Source organism: Pseudomonas bubulae (assembly GCF_037023725.1).
GTDB classification, from domain to species: domain Bacteria; phylum Pseudomonadota; class Gammaproteobacteria; order Pseudomonadales; family Pseudomonadaceae; genus Aquipseudomonas; species Aquipseudomonas bubulae.
Map to the genome: position 1 here is coordinate 2,891,588 of NZ_CP146077.1, position 21,759 is coordinate 2,913,346.

The 21,759-nt window shown below is 61.8% G+C and carries 18 protein-coding genes; 3 read left to right on the forward strand and 15 right to left on the reverse strand.

What is annotated here, in order from left to right:
- Positions 1-7: 7 nt before the first annotated feature.
- On the reverse strand, positions 8-1,348 hold the full coding sequence (locus tag V6L81_RS13370; protein ID WP_095020979.1) for an MFS transporter: 1,341 nt from the start codon (positions 1,346-1,348) through the stop codon (positions 8-10).
- Between the two features lie 321 nt (positions 1,349-1,669).
- On the opposite strand from V6L81_RS13370, the gene V6L81_RS13375 reads away from it, so the two are divergent.
- Complete coding sequence (locus tag V6L81_RS13375; protein ID WP_095018091.1) at positions 1,670-2,380, forward strand: FadR/GntR family transcriptional regulator; 711 nt, start codon at positions 1,670-1,672, stop codon at positions 2,378-2,380.
- Between the two features lie 6 nt (positions 2,381-2,386).
- On the opposite strand, the gene V6L81_RS13380 is transcribed toward V6L81_RS13375, so the two are convergent.
- From V6L81_RS13380 to V6L81_RS13440, 13 genes are all read right to left on the reverse strand, one after another.
- Positions 2,387-4,720, reverse strand: a complete 2,334-nt coding sequence (locus V6L81_RS13380; RefSeq protein ID WP_095025848.1) for a tetratricopeptide repeat protein — start codon at positions 4,718-4,720, stop codon at positions 2,387-2,389.
- Between the two features lie 24 nt (positions 4,721-4,744).
- Positions 4,745-7,231, reverse strand: a complete 2,487-nt coding sequence (locus tag V6L81_RS13385) for a fused MFS/spermidine synthase (RefSeq protein WP_338660023.1) — start codon at positions 7,229-7,231, stop codon at positions 4,745-4,747.
- Positions 7,232-7,375: 144 nt separating this feature from the next.
- Positions 7,376-8,962 carry an arylsulfatase gene (locus V6L81_RS13390; protein WP_095000495.1) on the reverse strand — a complete coding sequence of 529 codons (1,587 nt, stop codon included), beginning with the start codon at positions 8,960-8,962 and terminating at the stop codon, positions 7,376-7,378.
- A gap of 51 nt (positions 8,963-9,013) precedes the next feature.
- Entirely contained in the window at positions 9,014-10,099 is a 1,086-nt protein-coding gene (locus V6L81_RS13395) for an HAD family phosphatase (protein WP_252342275.1), read from the reverse strand.
- Positions 10,096-11,148 (reverse strand): hypothetical protein, encoded by a 1,053-nt coding sequence (locus V6L81_RS13400; protein ID WP_338660024.1) that lies wholly within the window; start codon positions 11,146-11,148, stop codon positions 10,096-10,098. The genes V6L81_RS13395 and V6L81_RS13400 overlap by 4 nt, the downstream gene beginning before the upstream one ends.
- A complete protein-coding gene (locus V6L81_RS13405) occupies positions 11,145-12,722 on the reverse strand; it encodes a VWA domain-containing protein (RefSeq protein WP_338660025.1) in 1,578 nt (525 codons plus the stop codon). Before V6L81_RS13405 ends, V6L81_RS13400 begins: the two co-directional genes overlap by 4 nt.
- Before the next feature lies 1 nt (position 12,723).
- Complete coding sequence (locus V6L81_RS13410; protein WP_338660026.1) at positions 12,724-13,716, reverse strand: VWA domain-containing protein; 993 nt, start codon at positions 13,714-13,716, stop codon at positions 12,724-12,726.
- Entirely contained in the window at positions 13,703-14,191 is a 489-nt protein-coding gene (locus V6L81_RS13415) for a DUF4381 domain-containing protein (protein ID WP_338660027.1), read from the reverse strand. Before V6L81_RS13415 ends, V6L81_RS13410 begins: the two co-directional genes overlap by 14 nt.
- Positions 14,188-15,138, reverse strand: coding sequence for a DUF58 domain-containing protein (locus V6L81_RS13420; RefSeq protein ID WP_095023536.1), 951 nt, complete (start codon positions 15,136-15,138; stop codon positions 14,188-14,190). Before V6L81_RS13420 ends, V6L81_RS13415 begins: the two co-directional genes overlap by 4 nt.
- Positions 15,138-16,118, reverse strand: coding sequence for a MoxR family ATPase (locus V6L81_RS13425; protein WP_095000489.1), 981 nt, complete (start codon positions 16,116-16,118; stop codon positions 15,138-15,140). The genes V6L81_RS13420 and V6L81_RS13425 overlap by 1 nt, the downstream gene beginning before the upstream one ends.
- A gap of 24 nt (positions 16,119-16,142) precedes the next feature.
- Positions 16,143-16,658 carry a hypothetical protein gene (locus V6L81_RS13430; RefSeq protein ID WP_338660028.1) on the reverse strand — a complete coding sequence of 172 codons (516 nt, stop codon included), beginning with the start codon at positions 16,656-16,658 and terminating at the stop codon, positions 16,143-16,145.
- Positions 16,655-17,416, reverse strand: a complete 762-nt coding sequence (locus V6L81_RS13435) for a DUF2092 domain-containing protein (RefSeq protein WP_338660689.1) — start codon at positions 17,414-17,416, stop codon at positions 16,655-16,657. The genes V6L81_RS13430 and V6L81_RS13435 overlap by 4 nt, the downstream gene beginning before the upstream one ends.
- 11 nt (positions 17,417-17,427) lie before the next feature.
- Positions 17,428-18,336, reverse strand: coding sequence for a transporter (locus V6L81_RS13440; RefSeq protein ID WP_095000488.1), 909 nt, complete (start codon positions 18,334-18,336; stop codon positions 17,428-17,430).
- A gap of 375 nt (positions 18,337-18,711) precedes the next feature.
- On the opposite strand from V6L81_RS13440, the gene V6L81_RS13445 reads away from it, so the two are divergent.
- Positions 18,712-19,065 carry a hypothetical protein gene (locus tag V6L81_RS13445; RefSeq protein ID WP_165446478.1) on the forward strand — a complete coding sequence of 118 codons (354 nt, stop codon included), beginning with the start codon at positions 18,712-18,714 and terminating at the stop codon, positions 19,063-19,065.
- Positions 19,066-19,072: 7 nt separating this feature from the next.
- Positions 19,073-21,436 carry a DNA polymerase II gene (locus V6L81_RS13450; protein WP_095023539.1) on the forward strand — a complete coding sequence of 788 codons (2,364 nt, stop codon included), beginning with the start codon at positions 19,073-19,075 and terminating at the stop codon, positions 21,434-21,436.
- Here V6L81_RS13450 and V6L81_RS13455 read toward each other — a convergent pair.
- Positions 21,433-21,714 carry a hypothetical protein gene (locus V6L81_RS13455; RefSeq protein WP_016781210.1) on the reverse strand — a complete coding sequence of 94 codons (282 nt, stop codon included), beginning with the start codon at positions 21,712-21,714 and terminating at the stop codon, positions 21,433-21,435. The two genes, V6L81_RS13450 and V6L81_RS13455, sit on opposite strands and share 4 nt — an antisense overlap.
- Positions 21,715-21,759: the final 45 nt, after the last annotated feature.

Here is a 21,759-nt window from a genome sequence, read left to right on the forward strand (position 1 = left end):
GTCCTTGTCAGGCAGTTTGCAGGGCGGTGGGGGTCACGGCCGTGGGTGTGGGTTTGGTTTTGGCAAAGAACACAATGAGTGCCGCAATGATCGACGTGCCGGCCAGGCCATAGAGCCCGCCCTGAATCGAGCCTGTGGTTTGTTCCAGAAACCCGAAGGTGGTGGGGGCGACGAAGCCGCCGAGGTTGCCGATGGAATTGATCAAGGCAATGACTGCCGCCGCGATACGTGCATCCAGGTAGCCTTGGGGAATGGGCCAGAACAGCGCCGAGGCCGACTTGAAGCCGATGGCGGCAAAGCAGATGGCGATAAACGCAAAGATCGGCCCGCCGGTGGTGGACATAAACATGCCGATGGCGGCAATCACCAAGGCGGCCGCCACCCAGGCCTGCTGGAACCTGAATTTGCTGGCCAGCGAGGCAAAGGCATACATGGCAATGATTGAAATCAGCCACGGGATCGAGTTGTAGAAGCCCACCTGGATATCGCTCAGGTCACCCATTTTTTTGATGATGCTCGGTAGCCAGAACGTGGCCGCGTAAATGGTCAGCTGGATACAGAAGTAAATCGCGCAGAACAGCATGATCTGGCGGTCCTTGAGCAGCATGCCCAGGGTCGGCTTGACGGTGTTGGCGGCATCGCGTTCACGCTGTTCGCGGTCAATTTCGTTAACCAGCGCATCTTGCTCTGCAAGGCTGAGCCATTTGGCGTCATGGGGTTTTGAGTCCAGCCAGAACCACACAAACACGCATAGCACCACCGAGGCCATGCCTTCGATGATGTACATCCACTGCCAGCCGTGCAGTCCCATGCCGGTGATTTGCAGCAGCAGGCCGCTCAGTGGTCCCGAGATCAGCGAGGCCAGTGCCGAGCCGCTGAGGAAGATGGCAATCGCCTTGCCGCGTTCGGCGCCCGGCAGCCAGCGGGTGAAGTAATAGATCACGCCCGGGAAGAAGCCCGCTTCGGCGACGCCAAGCAGAAAACGCAGAATATAGAAGTGGGTTTCGTTCTGGATAAAGGCCATCAGGGTGGCGGTGATACCCCAGGTGAACATGATTCGGGTGAGCCAGATGCGGGCGCCAACTTTTTGCAGCAGCATATTGGACGGCACTTCAAACAGTGCGTAGCCAATGAAAAACAGCCCGGCACCGAAACCATAGGCGGCGGCACCAATGCCCAGATCGTGCTCCATGTGGCTGCGCACAAAGCCGATGTTTACCCGGTCGATGTAGTTGACGATAAACATGATGACGAAAAGTGGCAGTACATGCCTCTTCACTTTTTGGATCGCACGCGCCAGGACGGGGTCGTTGGCGTACGCAGCAGACGGATTGCTGGAAGTGTTCACAATTCAAAGCCCCACTGATTATTTTTATGCGGGTTGTGTGTGCTGCAGATGGCTCTGCAGTTGCCAGACATCATACGAGTTGGTTTTTTCCCTAGCAATGCCATGAAACAAACGAAAAAGTTATAAAAGATGCAGCTTTAGATACCTTTTATGAGGTTTTATCGCTGTTTAGAGCATTTTAAAGCCAGAGGTCAGGTTCGGAAACGTATCTGCCTGGGGGGCAGAACTCGTTTAAAACCCAAGGTTTTCTGAGATTTATATAGCTTGTCATACATGTTGGGGTGCTAGTATCAAGCGGTCTTGTACGAATGGATTTGCCCCATGCATGACCCCCAGAGTGCGCCGCTGCGCAAGCGTTCACCGGGCCTGGCCCACGACATCGTGGCCGAGCTGACCCAGCGAATTTTGCTGGGCCAACTGGCGCCCGGCGAGAAGTTGCCTTCCGAGTCGGCCATCGTGCGCGAGCACGGTGTAAGCCGCACGGTGGTGCGTGAAGCGATTTCAAAATTGCAGGCATCCGGGCTGGTCGAAACCCGTCACGGCATTGGTACCTTCGTGCTTGAGCGCGATCCGCGCCAGGGTATCCACCTGAGCCGTGATACCGCAGCCAGCGTGCGCGGTATCGTCGAATTGCGCCTGGGCCTGGAGACCCAGGCTGCGGCGCTGGCCGCGAGGCGGCGCACGGAGGAGCAACTGCTGCAGATGCGCCAGGCGCTGGATGACCATCAAAGCTCACTGGCCAACAACGACAGCAGCGTCGAGCCGGACCTGCGTTTCCACCAGTTGATCGCTCAGGCCACGGGCAACGCTTATTTCACCGATATCATTGCCCAGTTGGGGCGTTCGGTGATTCCGCGTACCCGGATCAATAGTGAAGAGCGCGGTGATGCCGATCTCAAGCAGTTGGGGCAAATGGCTGTGCTGGAACATGAGGCGATCTTGCGCGCGATCCGCCGTCAGGACCCCGACGCCGCCCGCGCTGCCATGCTGCTGCATTTGAGCAACAGCCTGGAGCGCATGGCGGGGGGGTGAGGGCTGTCACTTCAACGCCATATCCTCAGGATTGATCTGTTTCCAGGCTTGCAGCACCACCTGCGCTTTGGGCTCCTGGCCGCTGTCGAGGTAGAACTGGATCAACGCCAATCGGGCATCGCGAAACGCCGGCTGGCGTTTGAGCAGTTCTTCCATTTGCGCGCAGGCCTGTTCGAGCTGACCGCTCTGGTGCAGGGCCACCGCCAGCACATAGCGGTACTGGCTGTTGTCCGGTTCCAGTTTTACGGCCTGCTGCAAAGCTTTCATCGCTTGTTCGGGCTGGCCACCGCGAATCAATGCCAGCCCCAGGCTGTGTTGCAACAACGCTGCCTGCGGTTGTGCCTTGATCGCGTCGTTGAGCAGGGTCGAGGCCTCGGCACTGCGCCCACTGGCTTCCAGCCATTGGGCCAGAGTGACCAGAGCCGGGTAGAAGTCCGGGTCGCGCAGCAGGGCGGCGCGCAGTCTGGCCTCGACCTCGGCATTGCGCCCGCTGGCCTGATACAGCATGGCCAGGTTGAGGTTGGACTCGGCCCGTTCGGCCAGGCTCAGCTGCACGCTTTCGTATTCACCGATGGCCTTGTCCCACGCCACTTGATTCGTGCCCAGGCCATTGCGCGCAGCGCCCTGCAAGTTGCGCGCGGCGATGATGCGCACTGCACGCACGCTGTCACTCAACAATGGGCTGAGCAACGCGACCCGCTCTGCCGGAGGCAAGAAAGCGCTCACTGCCCGCACCGCGCTTTCACGCACTTGCGGGGCAGGGTGATTGAGGTCCTTGCTGGCCAGTTGCAGTGCGGATTCGCTGGGGTAGTTGGCCAGTTCAGCCAACAACGTGGCGCGTTGAATCGCTGGCAGGTTGCTGCGCCGCAATTGCTCGTAGAGCGCCTGCGCAGCACCCGGCCGGCCGCCGCGGATCAGCCACAGGCTTTCATCGTACCGGGCTGCTTGCGGTGCATCGTGGGCGGTCCAGAGCTTGAACTGCTCCGTCACCCTGTCACCGGCCTTGCCCTGATGGCAGCCCAGGCAGGCATCCGTTGTGCCCAGGGCTTTGGCCCGCACCGGGTTGGGGATGCTGAAGCTGTGGTCATGGCGATAGTCGTTGCCCATGTAGAACTTGCCGGGCATATGGCAATCCACACATTGCGAGCCCGGTTGGCCTTCGGCATGGCGATGGTGGTCGATGGCGTCATAGTTCTTCGCTTGCAGGCCCTTGCCATCAATCCCGGCAATGGCTGCTTTGCCGGCCGTGTTGTGGCATTGCAGGCACAGTGCATTGCCCGCTGCCTTGAGTTCGGTGCTGTGGGGGTTGTGGCAGTTGCTGCAACGCACGCCCTTGTCGAACATCTTGCTTTGCAGGAACGAGCCGTGTTCGAACACCTCGTCCTTGATCTTGCCGTCCAGTGCGTACAGCTCGCGGGTCAGTACGCTGGGCAGGTAGTCGTCCATCAGCCGCTTGCCCACGGTAAAGCCATCGCCCAGCGGGGCGCGGCGGGCATGGCAGCGGGCGCAGGTTTCGAGTTCTACCGTGGCGTCCTTGCTTTTAAGGTCGACGTCAAAGCCGCTGTGGGGCAACGGGTTGTTTTCCGTGACAGCGCGCAGATGGCTGGACGCCGGGCCGTGACAGGCCTGGCAACCGACGCCGAGGCTGTTCCATTGGCTGTTGAAGCTGTTGCTGGCGGCATCAAAGTTACGTTTGTAGCCGGTGGTGTGACATTCGACGCACATAAAGTTGGCGTTCTGGTTCGGTTTGCTCCAATGCAGCGGGTTCTTGAAGCTCACCCCCTGGCCTGGGTACAGATGGAACCAGCGGTGTTTTTCGGTATCCCAGGCCACCCCCAGGGCTTGCAGTCTGCCGTCGCCAACTTCGATCAAATACTGCTGCAACGGCGCAATGCCGAAGGTGTAAGCGACCTTGAAGTCGGCGGGTTTGCCATCCAGCCCCGGCGTATTGACCCAGAACTCGTCGCCCTGGCGAAAAAACCGGCTGTTTTCGCCTTCGCCCTTGAACGTGGCATTGCTGAAGTCGGCCAGTACGGTCTGCGGCGCGGCCACCTGCATGGCCAGTTGATGATGAGAGCCTTGCCAGTCCTTGACCTGGGCGTCGTGACAGCCCTGGCATTGTTGCTCGTCGACCATCTGCGCCGGGGCGACGGGCTCGGCCACCGCAGCCGTGGCCAGCACCTTGGGCTCATACACCGGCGCCGGGCGGCTGAGATAAAACCATAACCCGCCCAGCACCACCAGCAACACGGCTGCGCTTACGGGTAACAGGTAACGGCTCATCAGGGTGGGGCGCGAATCAGGTGGGTTTGCAGCTTTTATAGTTTTAGTTTTGGGCATTGCGACTTCCGTATCCAAAAGGCTCTAGCGTTCACCGACAAACCAGCGGTAATAGGGGTTGGCGCCATCGTCACGCATTACTTCACGGATATCCCGGCTCCATGCCTCGCGGTCGCCATCATAGGCATGCAGGCTGGAACGGTAAAACTGCATCAGGCGTTGCTGTTGGCTGTGCATGCGCTCGACAAACTCCGGGGCGGCGTTGAGCAACGGTATCGGTTGGCGCAGATCGAGCAGCGCCGGCAGCACCCGGCTGATTTCTTTGCTGCGCACCCACGGAGCGTACTCGATACGCGGTTGGTCGTCCGTGACGGCCGGCGCATCTGCAGCAAAGCGCACCAGCCCTTCACGGTCGGTCACCCAGGTTGCCAGCAGTGCCGCTGGCGAAGCGACGCCCACATCCTGCAGGGCGTTGCGTACACCCGGTTGCCCGAAACGGGCGCTGATGCGCGCGGCATCCAGTTCAATGGGCTGCAATGAACCCACCAGCAGCATTTCGTGAAACTCGCTGGTCCATAGCGTGGCGTAAGGGAATACGTCGAGAAAACTGCGCACCAGCGAACGCGAGTCGTCGATATTCTGCGTCGGCAACGGCAGCCATTGCGCAACTATCCCTTGCGGGTGCAGGCGCTGTGCAGCCAGTTGATAGAAGTCCCGCGAGTACAGATTGACTACGCCGGCGGCGGAGGGCGGTGGTGGTTCGAGGGTGATCAGGTCATAGCGCTGTTCGCTGCGCAGAAGTTCCTGGCGACCGTCGCGCAAACGCACCTGCAAGCCGGGGTTGGAAGCCGCAGCGAAGTTGCCTTTGAACAGGGTTGAAGCCTTGACCACCGAGGGCAATAACTCGGCCACCACCCGTTGTTGCAGTCCCGGGTAACTCAACAGGGCCCCGGCAGTGATCCCGGTGCCAAAGCCGATCACCAGCGCCGAGCGTGGTTCGCCGTTGTGGATCAACAGCGGCAACAGGGCCTGGATACGCATGTAGCGCAGTGAAGGCATGGCATCACCGGTGTTGGACACGCCCTGGATATACAGGCGATGGAAGCGGCGTTCACCCTTGCCCTGGGCCACGACGGCGACGGTGCCGCCGCGACCTTCCTGGTAAAACACCAGCTCACCGTTACGGGCTCCGGGCAGCAGTTCGGCGAGGCGCTCAACCGGCGTTAAGACGGCTACCAGCAGCGCTGCCAGGCTGAACGCAACGACTGCCTGGCGATGGCCTTTCTTGACCCGGTGCCCCTGCTGTACCGCGATCAAACCTACTGCAGCGGCGATGACTGCCAGCATGCCGAGCGTATGTACCAGCCCCAGCCAGGGGATCAGGACAAAACCGCAGAGGGCAACGCCGACGATCCCGCCCAGCGTGTTGAACGCCACGACTGCACCGACATCCCGCCCGATCCGGCCGGGGCCGACGCACAGGCGCAGGGCTATCGGGAACGCTGCGCCCAACAGCAACGTAGGGATAAACACAATGCTCAGTGCAGCCACTGCGAAGCGGGCGCTCATGCCCAACAACACACTGCCACCCAAGGCCAGTGCCGCAGTCTCTGCCTGGGTTTGCAGCAGGATCAGCCAGCGTCCGAGCAGGGCAACTTCCAGCAGGGCAACCAGTCCGGCCCCGGCAATCAGCAAGGCAAACACACCCCAGGGATCGCGTAGCCGATCAACCCGGCGCGCCATCAGGCTGCTGCCGATAAACAGTCCGGTCAGGTAAGTGGCCAGCACCACGGCAAAGGCGTAGGTACGGGTGCTCATGAACTGAACGATCGATTGCGACCAGACCACTTCGTAGCCCAGTGCCACACCGCCCGCGATGGCATACAGGGCCATGGCCAGCCGGGCCGGTTTGTGTGCCGCGCTGGTCGCCACCGGATCGGCGACAATGGTGTGCTGCCCGCGTTGCAACCACAGGGCACCCGCGGCGGCAATCAGGTTGAGTACGGCGGCTACAACGGCACTGGCGAAAACACCGAGGCTGGCAATCAGGATAAAGGCGGTCAGCAGAGTGCCGACAATCGCCCCGCCGGTATTGGCGGCATACAGGCGGCCACCGGCCTGGCCCAGATGTTGCGGCTCGGATGCCAGTGCGCGTATCAGCACTGGCAGCGTGCCGCCCATCAAGAAGGCGGGCAGCCCCACCAGCAGCAATGGCAGCAACCAGGCGGGCAGGCCGATCCGTTGTTCGAGCCAGGCGAATGGCGCCGCGGCCATACCCAGCCCCAGCGTGGCGCCGATGCCGAGCACGGCCACACCCACTTCAAGGCCCGCATACAACAGCAAGGGTTTGCCCAGGCGGTCGGCGCAGCGGCCAAACAGCAGCCCGCCAAGGGCCAGCCCGGCAAAGAAGGCGCTGATGCCGGTGGTGATGGCGTACACCTCCACACCGATCACCAGCGACAGTTGCTTGATCCACAGCACCTGATAGATCAGGGCGGCAGTACCGGAAATAAATAGCAGCAAGGCAGTGGCAGACAATGCAGTACGGCTGGGCGGTAAGGGTGACGGCATTGCGCGGGAGCCTTGTGCAGAAGGAATTCGGGAAGGAGTCGTTACCCCGTGTGGGAGCGGGCTTGCTCGCGATGGAGGCGGCGCGATCTGACAGATGCAGTGCGTCGAGACAATCGCGGGCAAGCCCGCTCCCACAGGGCAGGTTTACTGCGCTGGCTGATTTTTCATTTTTTCCGCAATCTTGGCGTCTACCGCTGCCCGTACCTGATCGATACTGAAGCTTGGCGGCTTCTGGCTCGGCGGGTAATCGACGAAGGTTTCCAGGAAGTTGGCCGCCTTCATGATTGCCAGTTCGTTCAAGTAGACGTTTTTCGTGCTCCAGTCGTAATACTGATCGGAGACCACGTCAGCCCGTTCGAACGGGTCCATGCGCAGGTTGAAGATTTTCGGCACCCGCAGGCATACGAAAGGTTCGCTCCAGACCTTGAAACCGCCCGGTTCGCGTTGCTCGCAGAACACCACTTTCCAGTTGTCGAAACGCATCGATACCAGCATGCCGTCATCGTTGAAGTAGTAGAACTCGTTGCGATTGCCCTTGGGTTGTTCGCCGGTCAGGTACGGCAGCTGGTTGAAACCGTCCAGGTGCACCTTGAAGTTGTTGCCACCTGCCACCGGGGCCCAGCCCTTGAGCAACTTGTCTTTGACATCGGCATCGCCAGCCACCGCGAGCAGGGTCGGGAACCAGTCCAGCCCCGAGAACATCTCGTTACTCACTTCGCCAGCCTTGATTTTCCCCGGCCAGCGCACGATCGCCGGGACACGGAAGGCACCTTCCCAGTTGGAGTTCTTCTCGTTCCGGAACGGCGTGGTGGCCGCGTCCGGCCAGGAGAACTGGTTCGGCCCGTTGTCGGTGGTGTAGACCACGATGGTGTTGTCGGCGATTTTCAGGTCATCGAGGGTTTTCAGCAGTTTGCCGACGTCGCCGTCATGCTCAAGCATGCCATCGGCGTACTCGTTGCCGGGCATACCACTCTGGCCCTTCATCGAGTCGCGCACGTGGGTAAAGACGTGCATGCGCGTGGTGTTCATCCACACAAAAAAAGGCTTGTCGGCCTTGGCCTGCTTTTCGATGAACTCCTGCGCGGCCGCGGTGGTTTCGTCGTCGATGGTTTCCATGCGCTTGGCGGTCAGGGCCCCGGTGTCTTCAATCTTGCCGTCGGCAAAACTGTGGATCACGCCACGGGGCGAGGTGGCCTTGACGAAAGCCGGGTCATCCTTGGGCCAGTACGGGCGTTCGGGTTCTTCCTCGGCATTGAGGTGGTAGAGGTTGCCGAAAAACTCGTCAAAACCATGATTGGTCGGCAAGTACTCGTCGCGGTCGCCCAGGTGGTTTTTACCGAATTGTGCAGTGGCGTAGCCCTGGGATTTGAGCGCCTGGGCGATGGTGATATCGCGCTTTTGCAGGCCTACCGGTGCTCCCGGTATGCCGACTTTGGACAGGCCTGTGCGCAGCGGCGTCTGCCCGGTGATAAACGACGAGCGCCCGGCGGTGCAGCTGTTCTCTGCGTAGTAGTCAGTGAACATCATGCCTTCTTTGGCAATCCGGTCGATGTTGGGGGTTTTGTAGCCCACCACACCCATGGAGTAGGCGCTGATATTGGACTGGCCAATGTCATCACCAAAGATCACCAGGATATTGGGTTTTTCGGCGGCCACGGCGGTGGCGGACAACGCCATCACCGAAGCCGCCACGAGGGCTAGCCGGGGGAACCACTTGGCTGTTCGAGTCATGCAACTTGCTCCTTGTTGACCTGGTTGGTGCACTGCTGACGGCTGTTTTTCTTATTGCTGTTGCTCGTTGGCACTGGTCTCGAACGGGTAGATCCGTCGCCATTGCGACGCCATATCGACGATAGTCCAGTCCTGCTGTTTTGCCTGATCGAGCGCCTTGTCCAGGCGGCCGATTTTCGAGTCCTTGTCATAGGCCCATTCGCGTTTGGCGTCGGTGTGATGCACCAGCCCCATCAGGCGCGGGCCGTCGCCGGCGGCGGTCCACTGGAGCATCTGCAGGTCGCCGTCGGAGTTGCCGAAGGCGAGGATCGGTCGGCGGCCAATCACGCTGTCGATACTTACCGGCTTGCCGGGGCCGTCATCGTTGTGGGCAATTTTGGCGGTGCGCAGGATTGACGGTTTGCCGTCCTTGACCTGGTATTCGGTGACAAACGTGGAGCCGATCACGTGCTCTGGCGGTATGCCATAGACCTCTTCGGCAAATACGCGCATAAAGCCGGTATCGCCGCCGGACACGATGTAGGGCTTGAATCCCTGGCTGCGCAGGTAGGTCAGCACTTCCAGCATCGGCTGGTAGACCATCTCGGTGTAGGGCTTGCCGCTGGTGGGGTGGCGTGCGCTGCTTAGCCAGCGCTGGACGTTGTCGCGGAACTCATCGGTGGTGAGCCCTGCGTGGGTCGTCATGAAAATGTTCAGCAGGCCCTCCATGCCGCTTTCGGCCAGGGCCTTGTGGTCGTTTTCCAGCACCGCCTTGAACGGTTGCTGGTCTTTCCATTCCGGGTGTTGGGGGGCCATGCGTTTGATTTCGTCGAAGGCAAACAGCTCCTCGAAATAACCAGGTTGCTCGCTCCACAGGGTGCCATCGTTGTCGAACACGGCGATACGCGCTTCGGGTTGTACAAAGCCCTTACTGTCTGGCGTGGTAACCGTCTCGACAAATTCGATGATGCTTTTTTTCGCCGGCCCTTGGTTCCAGGAGGGCAACGGGTCGGCAGCCAGGGCGAACAGGGGCAGGGCGAATAGCAGAGTCGCTGCCGTTCTTGACGAGATCCTTTTGCTCCAGTGGGAGCGAGCCTGCTCGCGAAGGCCATTCGCGAGCAGGCTCGCTGCCACGGCTACAGTTTTTTGTTTATTCATTTTTGGAAGTCCTTTTCATGTCTTGGGTTGAGCGGGCGCAAACCATAGTTTTTGCGCGGCGGGCGGTTGTGTTTCCACTGACGCATGGCATTGAAAGCGTGGAGCAAGCGCCGCCGGTTCACAGACAGAGCAACGGCCAGCAGCAATAACCCGATGCCAACCAGCAACGTGGCGGGCAGCCGCAGCCGGGTGGGTTGGCCCATTTGCCTGAGGTCGTCAACGATCGAGAACACCGGGGTGTAGCTGCTGCTGGCTGTGGCCTTGAAGGTGACGGCCGGGAGTTCGCCGAAACGGATTTGGCGGTTCACGCTGTCCCACCATTTGACGCGGATTGCCGGCAGCTCGAAATCGCCTTCGCGCTCGATGCGATAACTGACCCGGTCAATGCGCTGACCGCCATTGAAACCGCCCCGGCCGTCGTCCAGATTGCTCATCTGCGGGGTCTGCGGGTAGGCACCGAGTCCGGCCACCGAGCCCCGGGGCGGAGCGGGCAGGGCCAGCCCCGGGGTACCGTCGGCCTGTAACGTCACGCTGCGGGTCAGGCTGTCACCCACCTTGAACGGGCCGCCTGGCGGGGTAAGGGTCTGGCTCAGGCGCAACGCGCTGGCCACCAGTACCGGTTCGCCGGGGCTGAACCCTTCGGGCAGACTGGCACGAAAGGTCAGCACCGGGGTTTGCCCCGACAGCTCATGGCTGGCCTGCGCCGGGGTCGCGCGCACTGTCAGTGGCGCGATCGAGAACGCTTGCGCCTGCGTCGGGGTGATTCGGTAGGTGTAGCGCAGGCCGCTGAAGGTCTGGCCCTGAATCGTCTGCGACAGGTGCCCGGCCTCACCATTGGGCGGTGTCACATCGGTACCGTCCAGGTTCAGTTCGGGTAATGACGCACCACGGGTGAACCAGCTGTCGGTGAGCACATCGACCTGCAACTGCAAGGTCTCGCCCACCACCACGGCATCACCCGGTACCAGCCGGGCCTGCACCAACAGTTGCGGTTCGTTGGCCTGTGCCAGGCCGACGCACATCAGCAGTACCAGAGCGCAGGGCTTCATGGCGCCACCTTTTGGTCTTGCAGGCTGAATTTTTGCCGCAGGAAATTGGCCGGAGAGGTGGTCAGGTTTTGCAGCCATTGTTCGTCGCTGGCCGCCTGCGGGGTTTGCAGCGGTTTGCTCTGGCCTTTGCCTGGCGGTTTGTCGAATTTGATCGCGTCAGGTTTGACTTCGGGGGTGTTCTGCTCGGCGCTGTCGGTATCTTTTTCCAGGGCAATGGCCAATGCCAGGTTGGCACTGGCTTCGGGGAACTGCGGTTGCAGGGCCAAGGCCTGGCGATAGGCGGCAATCGCCTGATCGAACTTGTAGCGGCGTACGTAAATATTGCCCAGGTAAAAGTACGCCGGGGCGGTGTTCAACCGGGCAAAGCTGGCCAGTGCCAGATCGAAATCGGCGGCGTTATAAGCTGCGATGCCTTTCCAGTAAGGATCGACAAATAACTCGGCTGCTGCGGGGTAGTGCTGGTGCTCAAAGGCCCAGCGCCCTTGCTGATCCCGGGTGAAGAAGGCATCGGTCAGTGCGTTGGCCTGCGCCGGTGACGGTTGCAGGGCCAGCCCTGCGCCCAGCAGCAGGACGGCGTTCCAGTTGAGGCTCCAGCCACGGCGCACCGAGAACCAGGCAAGCAATAGCAGGGGCCCGCATAACCAGTAACCGGCGTCTTTCCATTGCAGCTCGCGCTGCTCGTCGCTGGCGGCCTGGAAGTGCTGTTGGGCGTGGCCTTCGACCCAGTCCAGATCATCGTTGTTTATGGTCAGGCTGCCCAGCGGTGCATCGGTGGCCGCGGCCAGTTGCTTGAGCGCGGCGCTGTCGAAGCTGCCCAGTTGCGGGCGACCGGAACTGTCGGTGCGCGGTTGGCCGCGGGCATCACGAATGATCCCGCCATTGCTGCTGCCCACTGCCAGTACCAGTACTTGCAGGGCATTGTCTTGCAACAGGGCTTTGAGGCTGTCCAGTTGCGAGGTGTCGGCGCCATCGGTGATCAGCAGCAGGGTGCCCGGAGCTTTCTCGGCCTGCAGCAGGCGCCTGGCCTGTTCGATCACCGCCGCCACGTTTTTGCCGGGCCGGGCAATCAGGTCGGTGCCCAGGGCCTGGATAAAACTGTCGAGCAGCGCCGGGTCGTCGGTGGCGGGCAACACCAGATGGGCGCTGCCCGCGTAGGCAATCAGGGCCGTGCGGGCACCGCTGCGCCGGGCAGTCAGGTCATGCAATTTGTGCTTGGCGGCTTCCAGCCGCGTGGGCTGCACATCGCTGGCATCCATTGACGGGGACAGGTCGAGGGCAATGATCAACGGCGCGCGGTTTTGCAGGAATGCCGGGCGGTCCTGTTCCCAGGTGGGGCCTGCGGCCGCAATGGCGCCGATGATCAGCAGGGCAGCGGTCAAATGCACCGGGCGCAGGCGGTGGCTGTCGGGCGGGGTGACCAGCAAGTGTGGCAACAGGTGGGGAGCGATGATCGCCCGCAAACGCCGTTGCTGGTCATGGCTGCGGCGCCACATTAGCGGTAGCAGGGCACCCACAATCGCCAACAGCAGCCAGGCCGGGCGCAGAAAGTGGAAGTCACTCAGGCTGATCTCCATTTCAGGCCTCCCGCGGTGGTGAGCGCGGGTGGCGCCGTGAGGCCAGCAGTGCGAGCAGGTGATACAGCGTCATCAGGCTGATGGCGGCCGCTACGGGCAACCAGAACAGGTCACGTTTGGGCTGGTGGCTGAAGGTTTGCACCCTGTGCGGGGTGAGCTGGTCGAGGGTGGCGTAGACCTGGTTCAGGCTGTCACGGTCTTCTGCGCGAAAGTACTGGCCGCCGGTGCTTTTGGCGATGCTCTGCAGGGCTGCAAGGTTGACCTTGGCTTCGCCGTCGGCATCCGGGTCGCCTATGCCGATGGTGTGGATCACTACCCCTTTGGCCGCCGCCATGGCCGTGGCACGGGGCACGGGGATGGCGCTGCTGGTGTCGTTGCCGTCGGTGAGCAGGATCAGTACTTTCTCCTGCTCGTGGGCCTGGTCGAGCAGTTTCAGGCTCAGGCCGATGGCGTCGCCGATAGCGGTGTCGGGCCCGGCCATGCCGATGCCGGTGTCGTCCAGCAGCAGCGACAGGCTGGCGTGGTCGAGGGTCAGTGGCGCTTGCGGATAGGCAGCGCTACCAAACAGGATCAGGCCGATGCGGTCGTCCTTGCGCCGGGCGATAAAGTCCTGCACCACGTGTTTGACCGCGCTCAGGCGGTCGATCCTCTGCCCGCTGGCGTCGGTGAAATCCGTGGTTTGCATCGATTGAGAGATATCGATGGCAAGCATCAGGTCGCGCACCGGTTGCTGGCGCTCGATGGGTTTTTCGACCCATACCGGTCTGGCCACGGCCACCACCAGCAATGTCCACACCAGCAGGTTGAGCAGCAATTGCCAGATGTTGTGCTGCGCGCCTGCGATCTGTGGTGCTTGATCGACAGCGCGGCTCATGGCGTTGAAAAACGGTACGCGTACTGCACTGCGGGCTTCGCGGTAAGCGGGCAGCCAGCGGTAGCCGAACCACGGCAAGGGCAGCAACAGCAGCAACCAGGGATAATCAAACTGCCACATGGTGCAGCTCCACCCAGCGTGTACAGGTGTCGACCAACTGCTGGCGTTGTGCTGCGGGCAGGGCGAGCAATTGCTCATCCTGGGCGTAGGCCAGAAACGCCAGTTGCTGGCTGAAATCCTCGGGCACAGGCGGCGGGCCGTGGCGTTGTAAAAAGTCCTGCCAGGCCTCGCCCTGCAGAGGCGCCGCTGCCTGCGGGACGGGCATGGACAGTGCCACCCGTTTAAGCAGCGTGGGCAGTTCGCGCAAGGTGCCCAGCGGATCGTTGGCCGCGCGCAGTTGTGCCAGCCGTTGCAAGGCCTCGCGCCGGTAGCGCTCACGCCGCCACTGCCAGCAGGCGCGTGCCGCCCAGACCGCCAGGCCGGTCAGCACAACCGCAAGCAAGGCCCACCAGCCCCAGGTCTGCGGCAGGTAGCTGACGGGTGCAGGCAGGGCCAGGGTTTGCAGTTGCTCAATGCTGGGGATAGGACTGGTCATGGCCGCGCTCCGCCCAGTTTGCCCAGTTCGATCCGCAGCTGGCTGTGAGTATCCTGCGCGGTGCTGAACATCATCAGCGGCACCTGGCTGCGGCGCAGCAGGCTGGCGATGTCCTTGAAGCGCCCGCTGAGGAAGTCGCCCAGCGGCTGGCGTACGTGTGCGTGCTCTACCGCCAGCTCCACTTGCAACTGGCCCTGGGTAACCAGCAAGCGCCCGGTGTCGGGCAGGTCCAGCGCCAATGGGTCGTAAACCTGCATGGCGATGACATCGTTGTGCACTGCCAGTTGGCGCAGCAACTGCAGGGTGTGCGGCCCGGCCCCGGCGAAATCGCTGATCAGGCAAATCAGGTGGTCATGCCCGGCAATGGCCAGGCAATGTTGCAGGACCTTGTCCAGTTGGTCGGCGTCTTCGCAGTCCGGTTGAGTGGCATTGAGTTCCTGGTTTTGCCGGGCAATTTTGCTGCACAACGCCTCCACCCGTTTGCGGCTGCGCAGCGGGGCAATACTGTCGATGCGTTGATCGTTGAATACCAGGGCGCCCACCCGGTCACCGGCGTTGAACACCATCCATGCGGCCAGTGCACCCAGTTCGGCAGCGGTGGCGGATTTGAAGCTGCGGCTGGAGCCAAAAAACATCGACATGCGCTGGTCGACCACGATCAAGGCCGGGCGGTCGCGTTCTTCGGTAAAGGTACGCACCACTGGCTTGCCAGTGCGCAATGAGGCGCGCCAGTCGAGGTGGCGCAGGTCGTCACCGGGTTGATAGCGGCGTAGTTCGTCAAAATTCAGGCCGCGGCCACGCAAGCGCGAAGCATGGTTGCCCGAGAGGATACTGCCGTGGGGTTGGCGGGCGACAAAACTCAACGCCCGCGCTTTGAACTCCAGCGCCATCAGTTGCGCAAGCGAGACGTATACCAGGCCGTCGGCCTCCTGCCGTTGAGCGTGCATCAGGCAGGTATCGCGACTTTGTCGAGTATGCGTTGCAGTACCTGATCAGCGCTGACGCCATCGGCCACGGCGTCGTAGCTCAGTTGCAGGCGGTGGCGCAGTACCGGATACGCCACGGCGCGCACGTTGTCCGGGGTGACAAAGGCCTGGCCGCGCAGCCAGGCGTCGGCACGGGCGCAGCGGTCAAGGCCGATACCGCCGCGGGGGCTGGCGCCGATACTGATCCAGCGGGCCAGATCGGCGTCATAGTCGGCAGGACGGCGGGTGGCGTTGATCAGGTCGATCAGGTAAGCATCGATGGCGGGGGACACGGCCACTGTGGCGACTTCGCGGCGAGCCGCGAAAATCACCTCCTGACCCAGGGTAAACGGCGGGGCTGTATCGGCTGTGGCGTGCTGCACCTGTTCTTCAGCGCGCAGCATGCGCAGCACCCGGGATTCATCTGCCGGGCTGGGGTAGTCGAGCAGCACTTTCATCACAAAGCGGTCCATCTGCGCCTCGGGCAGCGGGTAGGTACCTTCCTGTTCGATGGGGTTTTGCGTAGCCAGCACCATAAACAGTGCGGGCAGCGGGTGGCTGTTGCCGGCGACGGTGATCTGCCGTTCTTCCATGGCTTCAAGCAGGGCCGCCTGCACCTTGGCCGGGGCGCGGTTGATTTCGTCGGCCAGGATCAGGTTGCCAAACAGCGGCCCGGGTTGAAAACGGATCAGGTTCTGGCCGTCCACCTGGTGCAGCACCTCGGCGCCGGTGATGTCCGATGGCAGCAGGTCAGGGGTGAACTGGATACGGCTCATCTGCGCCTCCAGGTGCCTGGCCAACGCCTTGACGGTGCGGGTCTTGGCCAAACCCGGCAGGCTTTCGAGGAGCAGATGACCGTTGGCCAGCAAGCCGACGATGATCTGGCGGATAACCTCGTCCTGGCCCAATACCGCTTCGGCGATGCTGGCTTGCAGGGCATTCAGATCGTTGAGCGCTGTCATAAAGCATTCCTTGCTTGAGCACGATTACCAGGGGGCGGGGACCACCACAAACTGCACGTTGCCACCCACATAGCGGGGCTGATACCAGGTTGGTCCGCAGTGTTGATACGCCACATTGTTGGCCACGACCGATACGCAGTCCGCAGGCACGCTGGTGACTTGCGAGCCGATGGCTATTGCCGTGGCCGTGGTTGCACCCACCACGGCGGCGGCTGCCCACGGGTGATACCAGTTGTCCGGTGGTGGTGGCGCAGGCAAGGGCCGTGGCGGAGGTGGCATGGGCCGTGTTGCCGGGTAGGGATGCGGTTGGGGGGCCGGCTGCGGGTAGGGGGGCGGCCCCGGCTGTGGATGCGGCTGTGGATGCGGCTGTGGCTGTGGCTGTGGCTGTGGCATGGGGTGCGGCGCTGGGTGTCCGCCAGTGTGCGGCAGCACAAAAGTCCGTGCGCCGCCACCACCGCGCAGTTGCCAGGCCAGGGCGACAGAGGTGTGCAGCAGGCAGGCGCTGAGCACGCCACAGAACAGCCAGTGCAGACGCTTCATGGTTGCGCCTCCAGGCTGTATTTGCTCGGGGCCCACTGCAACGGCACTTCCTGGGCACCTGCGGGCGGATCAAAATCAAAGCTGTGGGCGCTGATTGCCGGTGTGAGCTGCCAGGTAAAGTCGACGCTGTGACGCGGCTGCTCGGGTATGTCGCGGCGGGTGATGGTCAGGCGGCACGGCAGGCGCTGTTCGCCCTCACGCAGCCACAGCTGCCAGTCGATAGCATCCTGACGCAAGGCGTAATGATCACAGCGCTGGCCGTCCAGCGTCTCACTGCCAATCAGCACGGCCGAACGCAAACCGGCCTGTCTGACGGTGTTGGCGTTCCAGCGAAACAGGTCGGCCAGCGGCAACTCGATGCCATAGCGACTATTGAGCAGGTCGATCAGTGCGTTGATGTTCGCCGGGGCGGGGGCGCTTGCGTAGTAGGGGCTGGGGCTCTGGTAGAGGGTGAAGCGCTTGCCGTTGTAATAGAGGGTGCGGTGTATGCCCTGATTGTCCACCGAGACCAGCAGCTTGTCCGGCTGTTGGGCCAGCAGTCGGGTGGTGTGCCGAAATTCGACGGTCTGGCCGTTATCCAGTACCTGGTCTGTCTGGCTGCGGGCCTCGACGCCAAATTGCTTGAGGCTGCGCAGGTAACTGCCCATCTGCTCCAGGGCCTGCACAGCTGCGGGCTCGATGGCGGGCGGGTCGCCGGCATGGGCGTGCAAGGCCAGGGCCATTAACAGGCCTGGCACTACGCGACGTACCCGAGGCATGGTCACGACGCTTACCAGACGTACTGCATGCGCAGCGTCCAGGTGGCGATATCCGGTGAGCCTTTGCGCTCGCTCACGGTGTCGGTATAGGCCAGCAGGCCGCCGAATTGGGGGGTGAGCATAAAGCCCATGCTGGCGCCTGCCAGGGTACTTTCCTGTTTGTTGTCCTGCCAGTCGCCGTCAATTTTTGTCTCGCCGCCCCGGCTATAGGTGGCGTCCAGCGAAGCCCACAGGGCGCGGTTGAAGTCGTAGCTGTAATGGCCTTCGATGGCATACAGGGGTTTTTGTTCGAGCTTGCTGTTGCCCTGGTATTCATCGTTGGACCCGAACAACGACACCATGGTGTTGATCTCCAGCCAGGTGGGGCCGATGGGGGTGCCGAAACCCAGCTCGGGTTTGTACACCCAGCGATTGGCACCGATATTGATCACCCGGTTCTTGTCATAGTCGCCGGTGGGGGTGGTGACTGTCAGGGCTGCCGTGAGAAAGGTCTCGGGAGTCCATTTGGCGAACTCCTCCTTGCTCAGGGCGGGGCCGCCAAAGATGTTGTGTGCGAACACCAATTGGGTGTCACCCATGCCACCGTTGTGTTTGGTACCGGTGAAATAGCGGGCGTTGTCGAATGATGCGGATAGATCGGCGTAAGGCTGCAGGATCTCGAAGGCACTGTTGCGCCCGTCGATACCGAAGCTACGGGCATAACGCAGGATATACAGGTCGGCATTGAGGGACAGACCGTCGATGGGTAGCGAGGTGTCGATGGGGGTATTGGAGTCGACGCGGTTGTAATAGCCGAACAGCATGTTCAGGTCGGTGGGGGTGTTTTGCCAGTCACGGGCGTTGTCGGCCCAGCCTGCCAGCGGCGTCAGGATCAGGGTGAGGGCGGTAAAGCTGGCCTTGCGAGCGGTACTTGCTCCCATCGTAGTGCTCCTTCAATCGCTCTTTGGCGGTTTATCGTCCGATGCCCGGCGTGTTTATTTGTTTACTGAAGCTAGCAGCAACCGCGAAATTCGCTGGCTGGTGACGCAAATGCTGCTGATTCTGTGGGCTGGGTCTCTTTTAAATGACGAGCGGTTATAGGTGTTGCGCTCGGGGAGCAGGGTTGGTGTTGTTCAAATTTTTGCTTTTGCTGTAGCCACCCCCATGAATGAATTTGTCCCCGGTGGTTTTAACTGCAATACCGGCGACATATTTTCTCTATGGGACCAAGCCCATTCAGCGGACTACTGGTTATTTAGCCACCTATGAGCACTGGCTGCGTGATATCGTATTGACCTTTATCCAGAGGCTATCCAATGCGAATGCTGATTAGCGTCATGAGTCTGGCCATGCTGGCCGGTTGTGTGTCTCCTGCGATGGACACTGCCCGTAGCCAGGCCCCGACCCGGGTGCTGGCTTCGGAAAAAGCCACGGCGCTGGTCGCCGAATGCATCAAGTTTTCCTGGCAGGATGAAAGCGTGTTCGGGGTCGATGCCAGTGCCTATATCAATAACGACAAGGCTGGCAAACAGACCGTCTACACCCGTGGCGCCGAGTCCTTTGCCGATCTGACGCCCCAGGGCACCGGCACGGCAGTGAGCTACTACGCCCAACAGCCGGGTGATGCTGCTGCCATGCGCCGCTTGGCGATGCTGGCGACATGCCTGTAACCGCGTAATGGACTTGAGGCAGGGCTTTGTCCTGACCCGGCACTGGCGTGATACGCCGTCGGGTATCGAGGTCGACTTCTGGTTGGCCACCGATGACGGGCCGCAGCAGGTGCGCCTGCCTTACCAAACCTGCACCGCGTTTATCCCCAAGATTCAGCTTGGCCAGGCCCAGGCTCTGCTGCAGAACGAGCGCGATATCGAATGGCGTGAGTTGGCGCTGTGTGATTTTCAGTCGCGCCCGGTGATCGGCCTCTACTGCCGCCAGCATGCCCAGTTGATGGACATCGCCCAGCGCCTGCGCCGCGCCGGGGTCGATGTGTACGAGGCCGATATACGCCCGCCGGAGCGGTTCCTGATGGAGCGTTTTATCACTGCGCCGGTGAGCTTTGGCGGCCGTGTACAGGGCGATGGCCCGCTGCTGGACGCCCGGATCAAGCCGCATCCCGACTACCGGCCACGGTTGAAACTGGTGTCCCTGGATATTGAAACCAGCGAGCAGGGCGATCTGTATTCCATTGCCCTCGAGGGCTGCGGTCAGCGTCAGGTGTATATGCTGGGCAAGGCCACCGCGGCCGATACCCCGGTGGATTTCGACCTGGAGTTCTGCGCCAGCCGCGGCGACCTGTTACTGCGTCTTAACCAGTGGATGGCCCGGCATGACCCCGACGCGATCATCGGCTGGAATGTGGTGCAGTTCGACATGCGGGTGTTGCACGAGCATGCCCGGCGCCTTGGTATCCCGTTGCTGCTGGGGCGTGGCAGCAGTGAAATGCAGTGGCGCGAACACGGCACGCGCAAAAACCATTTTTTCGCCAGTGCTGCGGGCCGCTTGATCATTGACGGCATCGAGTCGTTGCGCTCAGCGACTTGGTCGTTCCCGTCTTTCAGCCTGGAAAACGTCGCCCAGACCCTGCTTGGCGAAGGCAAGGACATCAGCACGCCGTACCAGCGCATGGACGAAATCAACCGCATGTTCGCCCACGACAAACCTGCGTTGGCGCGCTACAACCTCAAGGACTGCGAACTGGTCACGCGGATTTTCGCGAAAACCGAACTGCTGACCTTTTTGCTGGAGCGTGCCTCGGTCACGGGGCTGGAGGCCGATCGCAGCGGTGGCTCGGTGGCGGCCTTTTATCACCTGTATATGCCGTTGATGCACCGTCAGGGCTTTGTCGCCCCCAATCTGGGGGACAAACCGCCCCAGGCCAGCCCCGGCGGCTTTGTCATGGAGTCCGAGCCGGGGTTGTATGAGTCGGTGCTGGTGCTCGATTACAAAAGCCTGTACCCGTCGATTATCCGCACTTTTTTGATTGACCCGCTGGGGCTGGTTGAAGGCTTGCGCGAGCCTGGCGATGAAACCTCGGTACCGGGCTTTCGCGGTGCGCGTTTCTCTCGCACCCGGCACTGCTTGCCGGCCATTATCGAGCGCGTGGCCAAGGGGCGCGAAGTGGCCAAGCGGGACAAAAACGCGCCCCTGTCACAGGCCCTGAAAATCATCATGAATGCGTTTTACGGGGTGCTGGGCTCCAGCGGTTGCCGGTTTTTTGATACGCGGCTGGCATCCTCGATCACCCTGCGCGGGCATGAAATCATGCTCAAGACCCGCGCACTGATCGAGGCTCGGGGCTATAGCGTGATCTATGGCGACACGGACTCCACCTTTGTCTGGCTGCGCAGTCAGCACAGTGAGGAGGACGCGGCGAGTATCGGCCGTGAGCTGGTGCAGTACGTCAACGACTGGTGGCAGGCCCATGTGCGTGACGAGTATGGGCTGACCAGCGCACTGGAGCTGCAATTCGAGACCCACTACAGCCGCTTTTTCATGCCCACCATTCGTGGCGCCGAAGAGGGCAGCAAAAAGCGCTATGCGGGGTTGGTGGTGCACGCCGACGGCCGTCGGGAGATGGTCTACAAGGGGCTTGAGACCGTGCGCAGCGACTGGTCACCGCTGGCCCGGCAGTTCCAGCAGGCGTTGTACCTGCGCATCTTCAATCGTCAGCCCTGGCAGGCCTACGTGCGTGACTTTGTGCGTGCCACCCTGGCGGGTGAGCATGATGAACTGCTGATCTACCGCAAGCGCCTGCGCCGCCCGCTCAGTGATTACGAGCGCAATGTGCCGCCCCATGTGCGGGCGGCGCGGCTGGCCGATGAGTATAACGACCGGCAGGGGCGGCCCCGGCAGTACCAGAATGGCGGGACGATCAGCTACGTGATCACCGTGGCCGGCCCCCAGCCGTTGGAGAACCGCACCGCAGAAGTGGATTACGAGCACTATCTGTCGCGTCAGCTGCAACCGGTGGCCGACGCGATTCTGGTGTTTGTCGATGACAATTTCAGCGCCCTGGTGGGCGGGCAACTGGGGTTGTTCTAAGCGTCGCTGGCAGGGCTGGCGGCGGCCTTGGAGCGGGCACGATCCTTGGCGGCCTTGGCTTCGGCGGCCAGGCATTCCAGGCAGAACTGCTCGGCATAGCTCATCAGGATTTCGGTGGTGTCGCCCTTGATCGTGCGGGACCCAGCGAGGATATAGCGCATGCGTTTTTCCGTGACCCCGAGGCGCAGGGCAATCCAGGCCGGGGTCTGGCCGATACGGTCGACCAGTTTGTTGGCGTATTCGGTGGAGTGGTTGTAGCGTTCAGCGTTGGGAAACATAGGGGTTCCATGGGGCGATAGGATGAAGCCGGAGGGCATGGTACT

Coding starts and splice junctions, on each gene's coding strand:
- V6L81_RS13375 (WP_095018091.1), top strand. CDS start 1,670: ATGCATGACCCCCAGAGTGCGCCGCTGCGCAAGCGTTCACCGGGCCTG.
- V6L81_RS13380 (WP_095025848.1), bottom strand. CDS start 4,720: ATGCCCAAAACTAAAACTATAAAAGCTGCAAACCCACCTGATTCGCGC.
- V6L81_RS13385 (WP_338660023.1), bottom strand. CDS start 7,231: ATGCCGTCACCCTTACCGCCCAGCCGTACTGCATTGTCTGCCACTGCC.
- V6L81_RS13390 (WP_095000495.1), bottom strand. CDS start 8,962: ATGACTCGAACAGCCAAGTGGTTCCCCCGGCTAGCCCTCGTGGCGGCT.
- V6L81_RS13395 (WP_252342275.1), bottom strand. CDS start 10,099: ATGAATAAACAAAAAACTGTAGCCGTGGCAGCGAGCCTGCTCGCGAAT.
- V6L81_RS13400 (WP_338660024.1), bottom strand. CDS start 11,148: ATGAAGCCCTGCGCTCTGGTACTGCTGATGTGCGTCGGCCTGGCACAG.
- V6L81_RS13405 (WP_338660025.1), bottom strand. CDS start 12,722: ATGGAGATCAGCCTGAGTGACTTCCACTTTCTGCGCCCGGCCTGGCTG.
- V6L81_RS13410 (WP_338660026.1), bottom strand. CDS start 13,716: ATGTGGCAGTTTGATTATCCCTGGTTGCTGCTGTTGCTGCCCTTGCCG.
- V6L81_RS13415 (WP_338660027.1), bottom strand. CDS start 14,191: ATGACCAGTCCTATCCCCAGCATTGAGCAACTGCAAACCCTGGCCCTG.
- V6L81_RS13420 (WP_095023536.1), bottom strand. CDS start 15,138: ATGCACGCTCAACGGCAGGAGGCCGACGGCCTGGTATACGTCTCGCTT.
- V6L81_RS13425 (WP_095000489.1), bottom strand. CDS start 16,118: ATGACAGCGCTCAACGATCTGAATGCCCTGCAAGCCAGCATCGCCGAA.
- V6L81_RS13430 (WP_338660028.1), bottom strand. CDS start 16,658: ATGAAGCGTCTGCACTGGCTGTTCTGTGGCGTGCTCAGCGCCTGCCTG.
- V6L81_RS13435 (WP_338660689.1), bottom strand. CDS start 17,416: ATGCCTCGGGTACGTCGCGTAGTGCCAGGCCTGTTAATGGCCCTGGCC.
- V6L81_RS13440 (WP_095000488.1), bottom strand. CDS start 18,336: ATGGGAGCAAGTACCGCTCGCAAGGCCAGCTTTACCGCCCTCACCCTG.
- V6L81_RS13445 (WP_165446478.1), top strand. CDS start 18,712: ATGCGAATGCTGATTAGCGTCATGAGTCTGGCCATGCTGGCCGGTTGT.
- V6L81_RS13450 (WP_095023539.1), top strand. CDS start 19,073: ATGGACTTGAGGCAGGGCTTTGTCCTGACCCGGCACTGGCGTGATACG.
- V6L81_RS13455 (WP_016781210.1), bottom strand. CDS start 21,714: ATGTTTCCCAACGCTGAACGCTACAACCACTCCACCGAATACGCCAAC.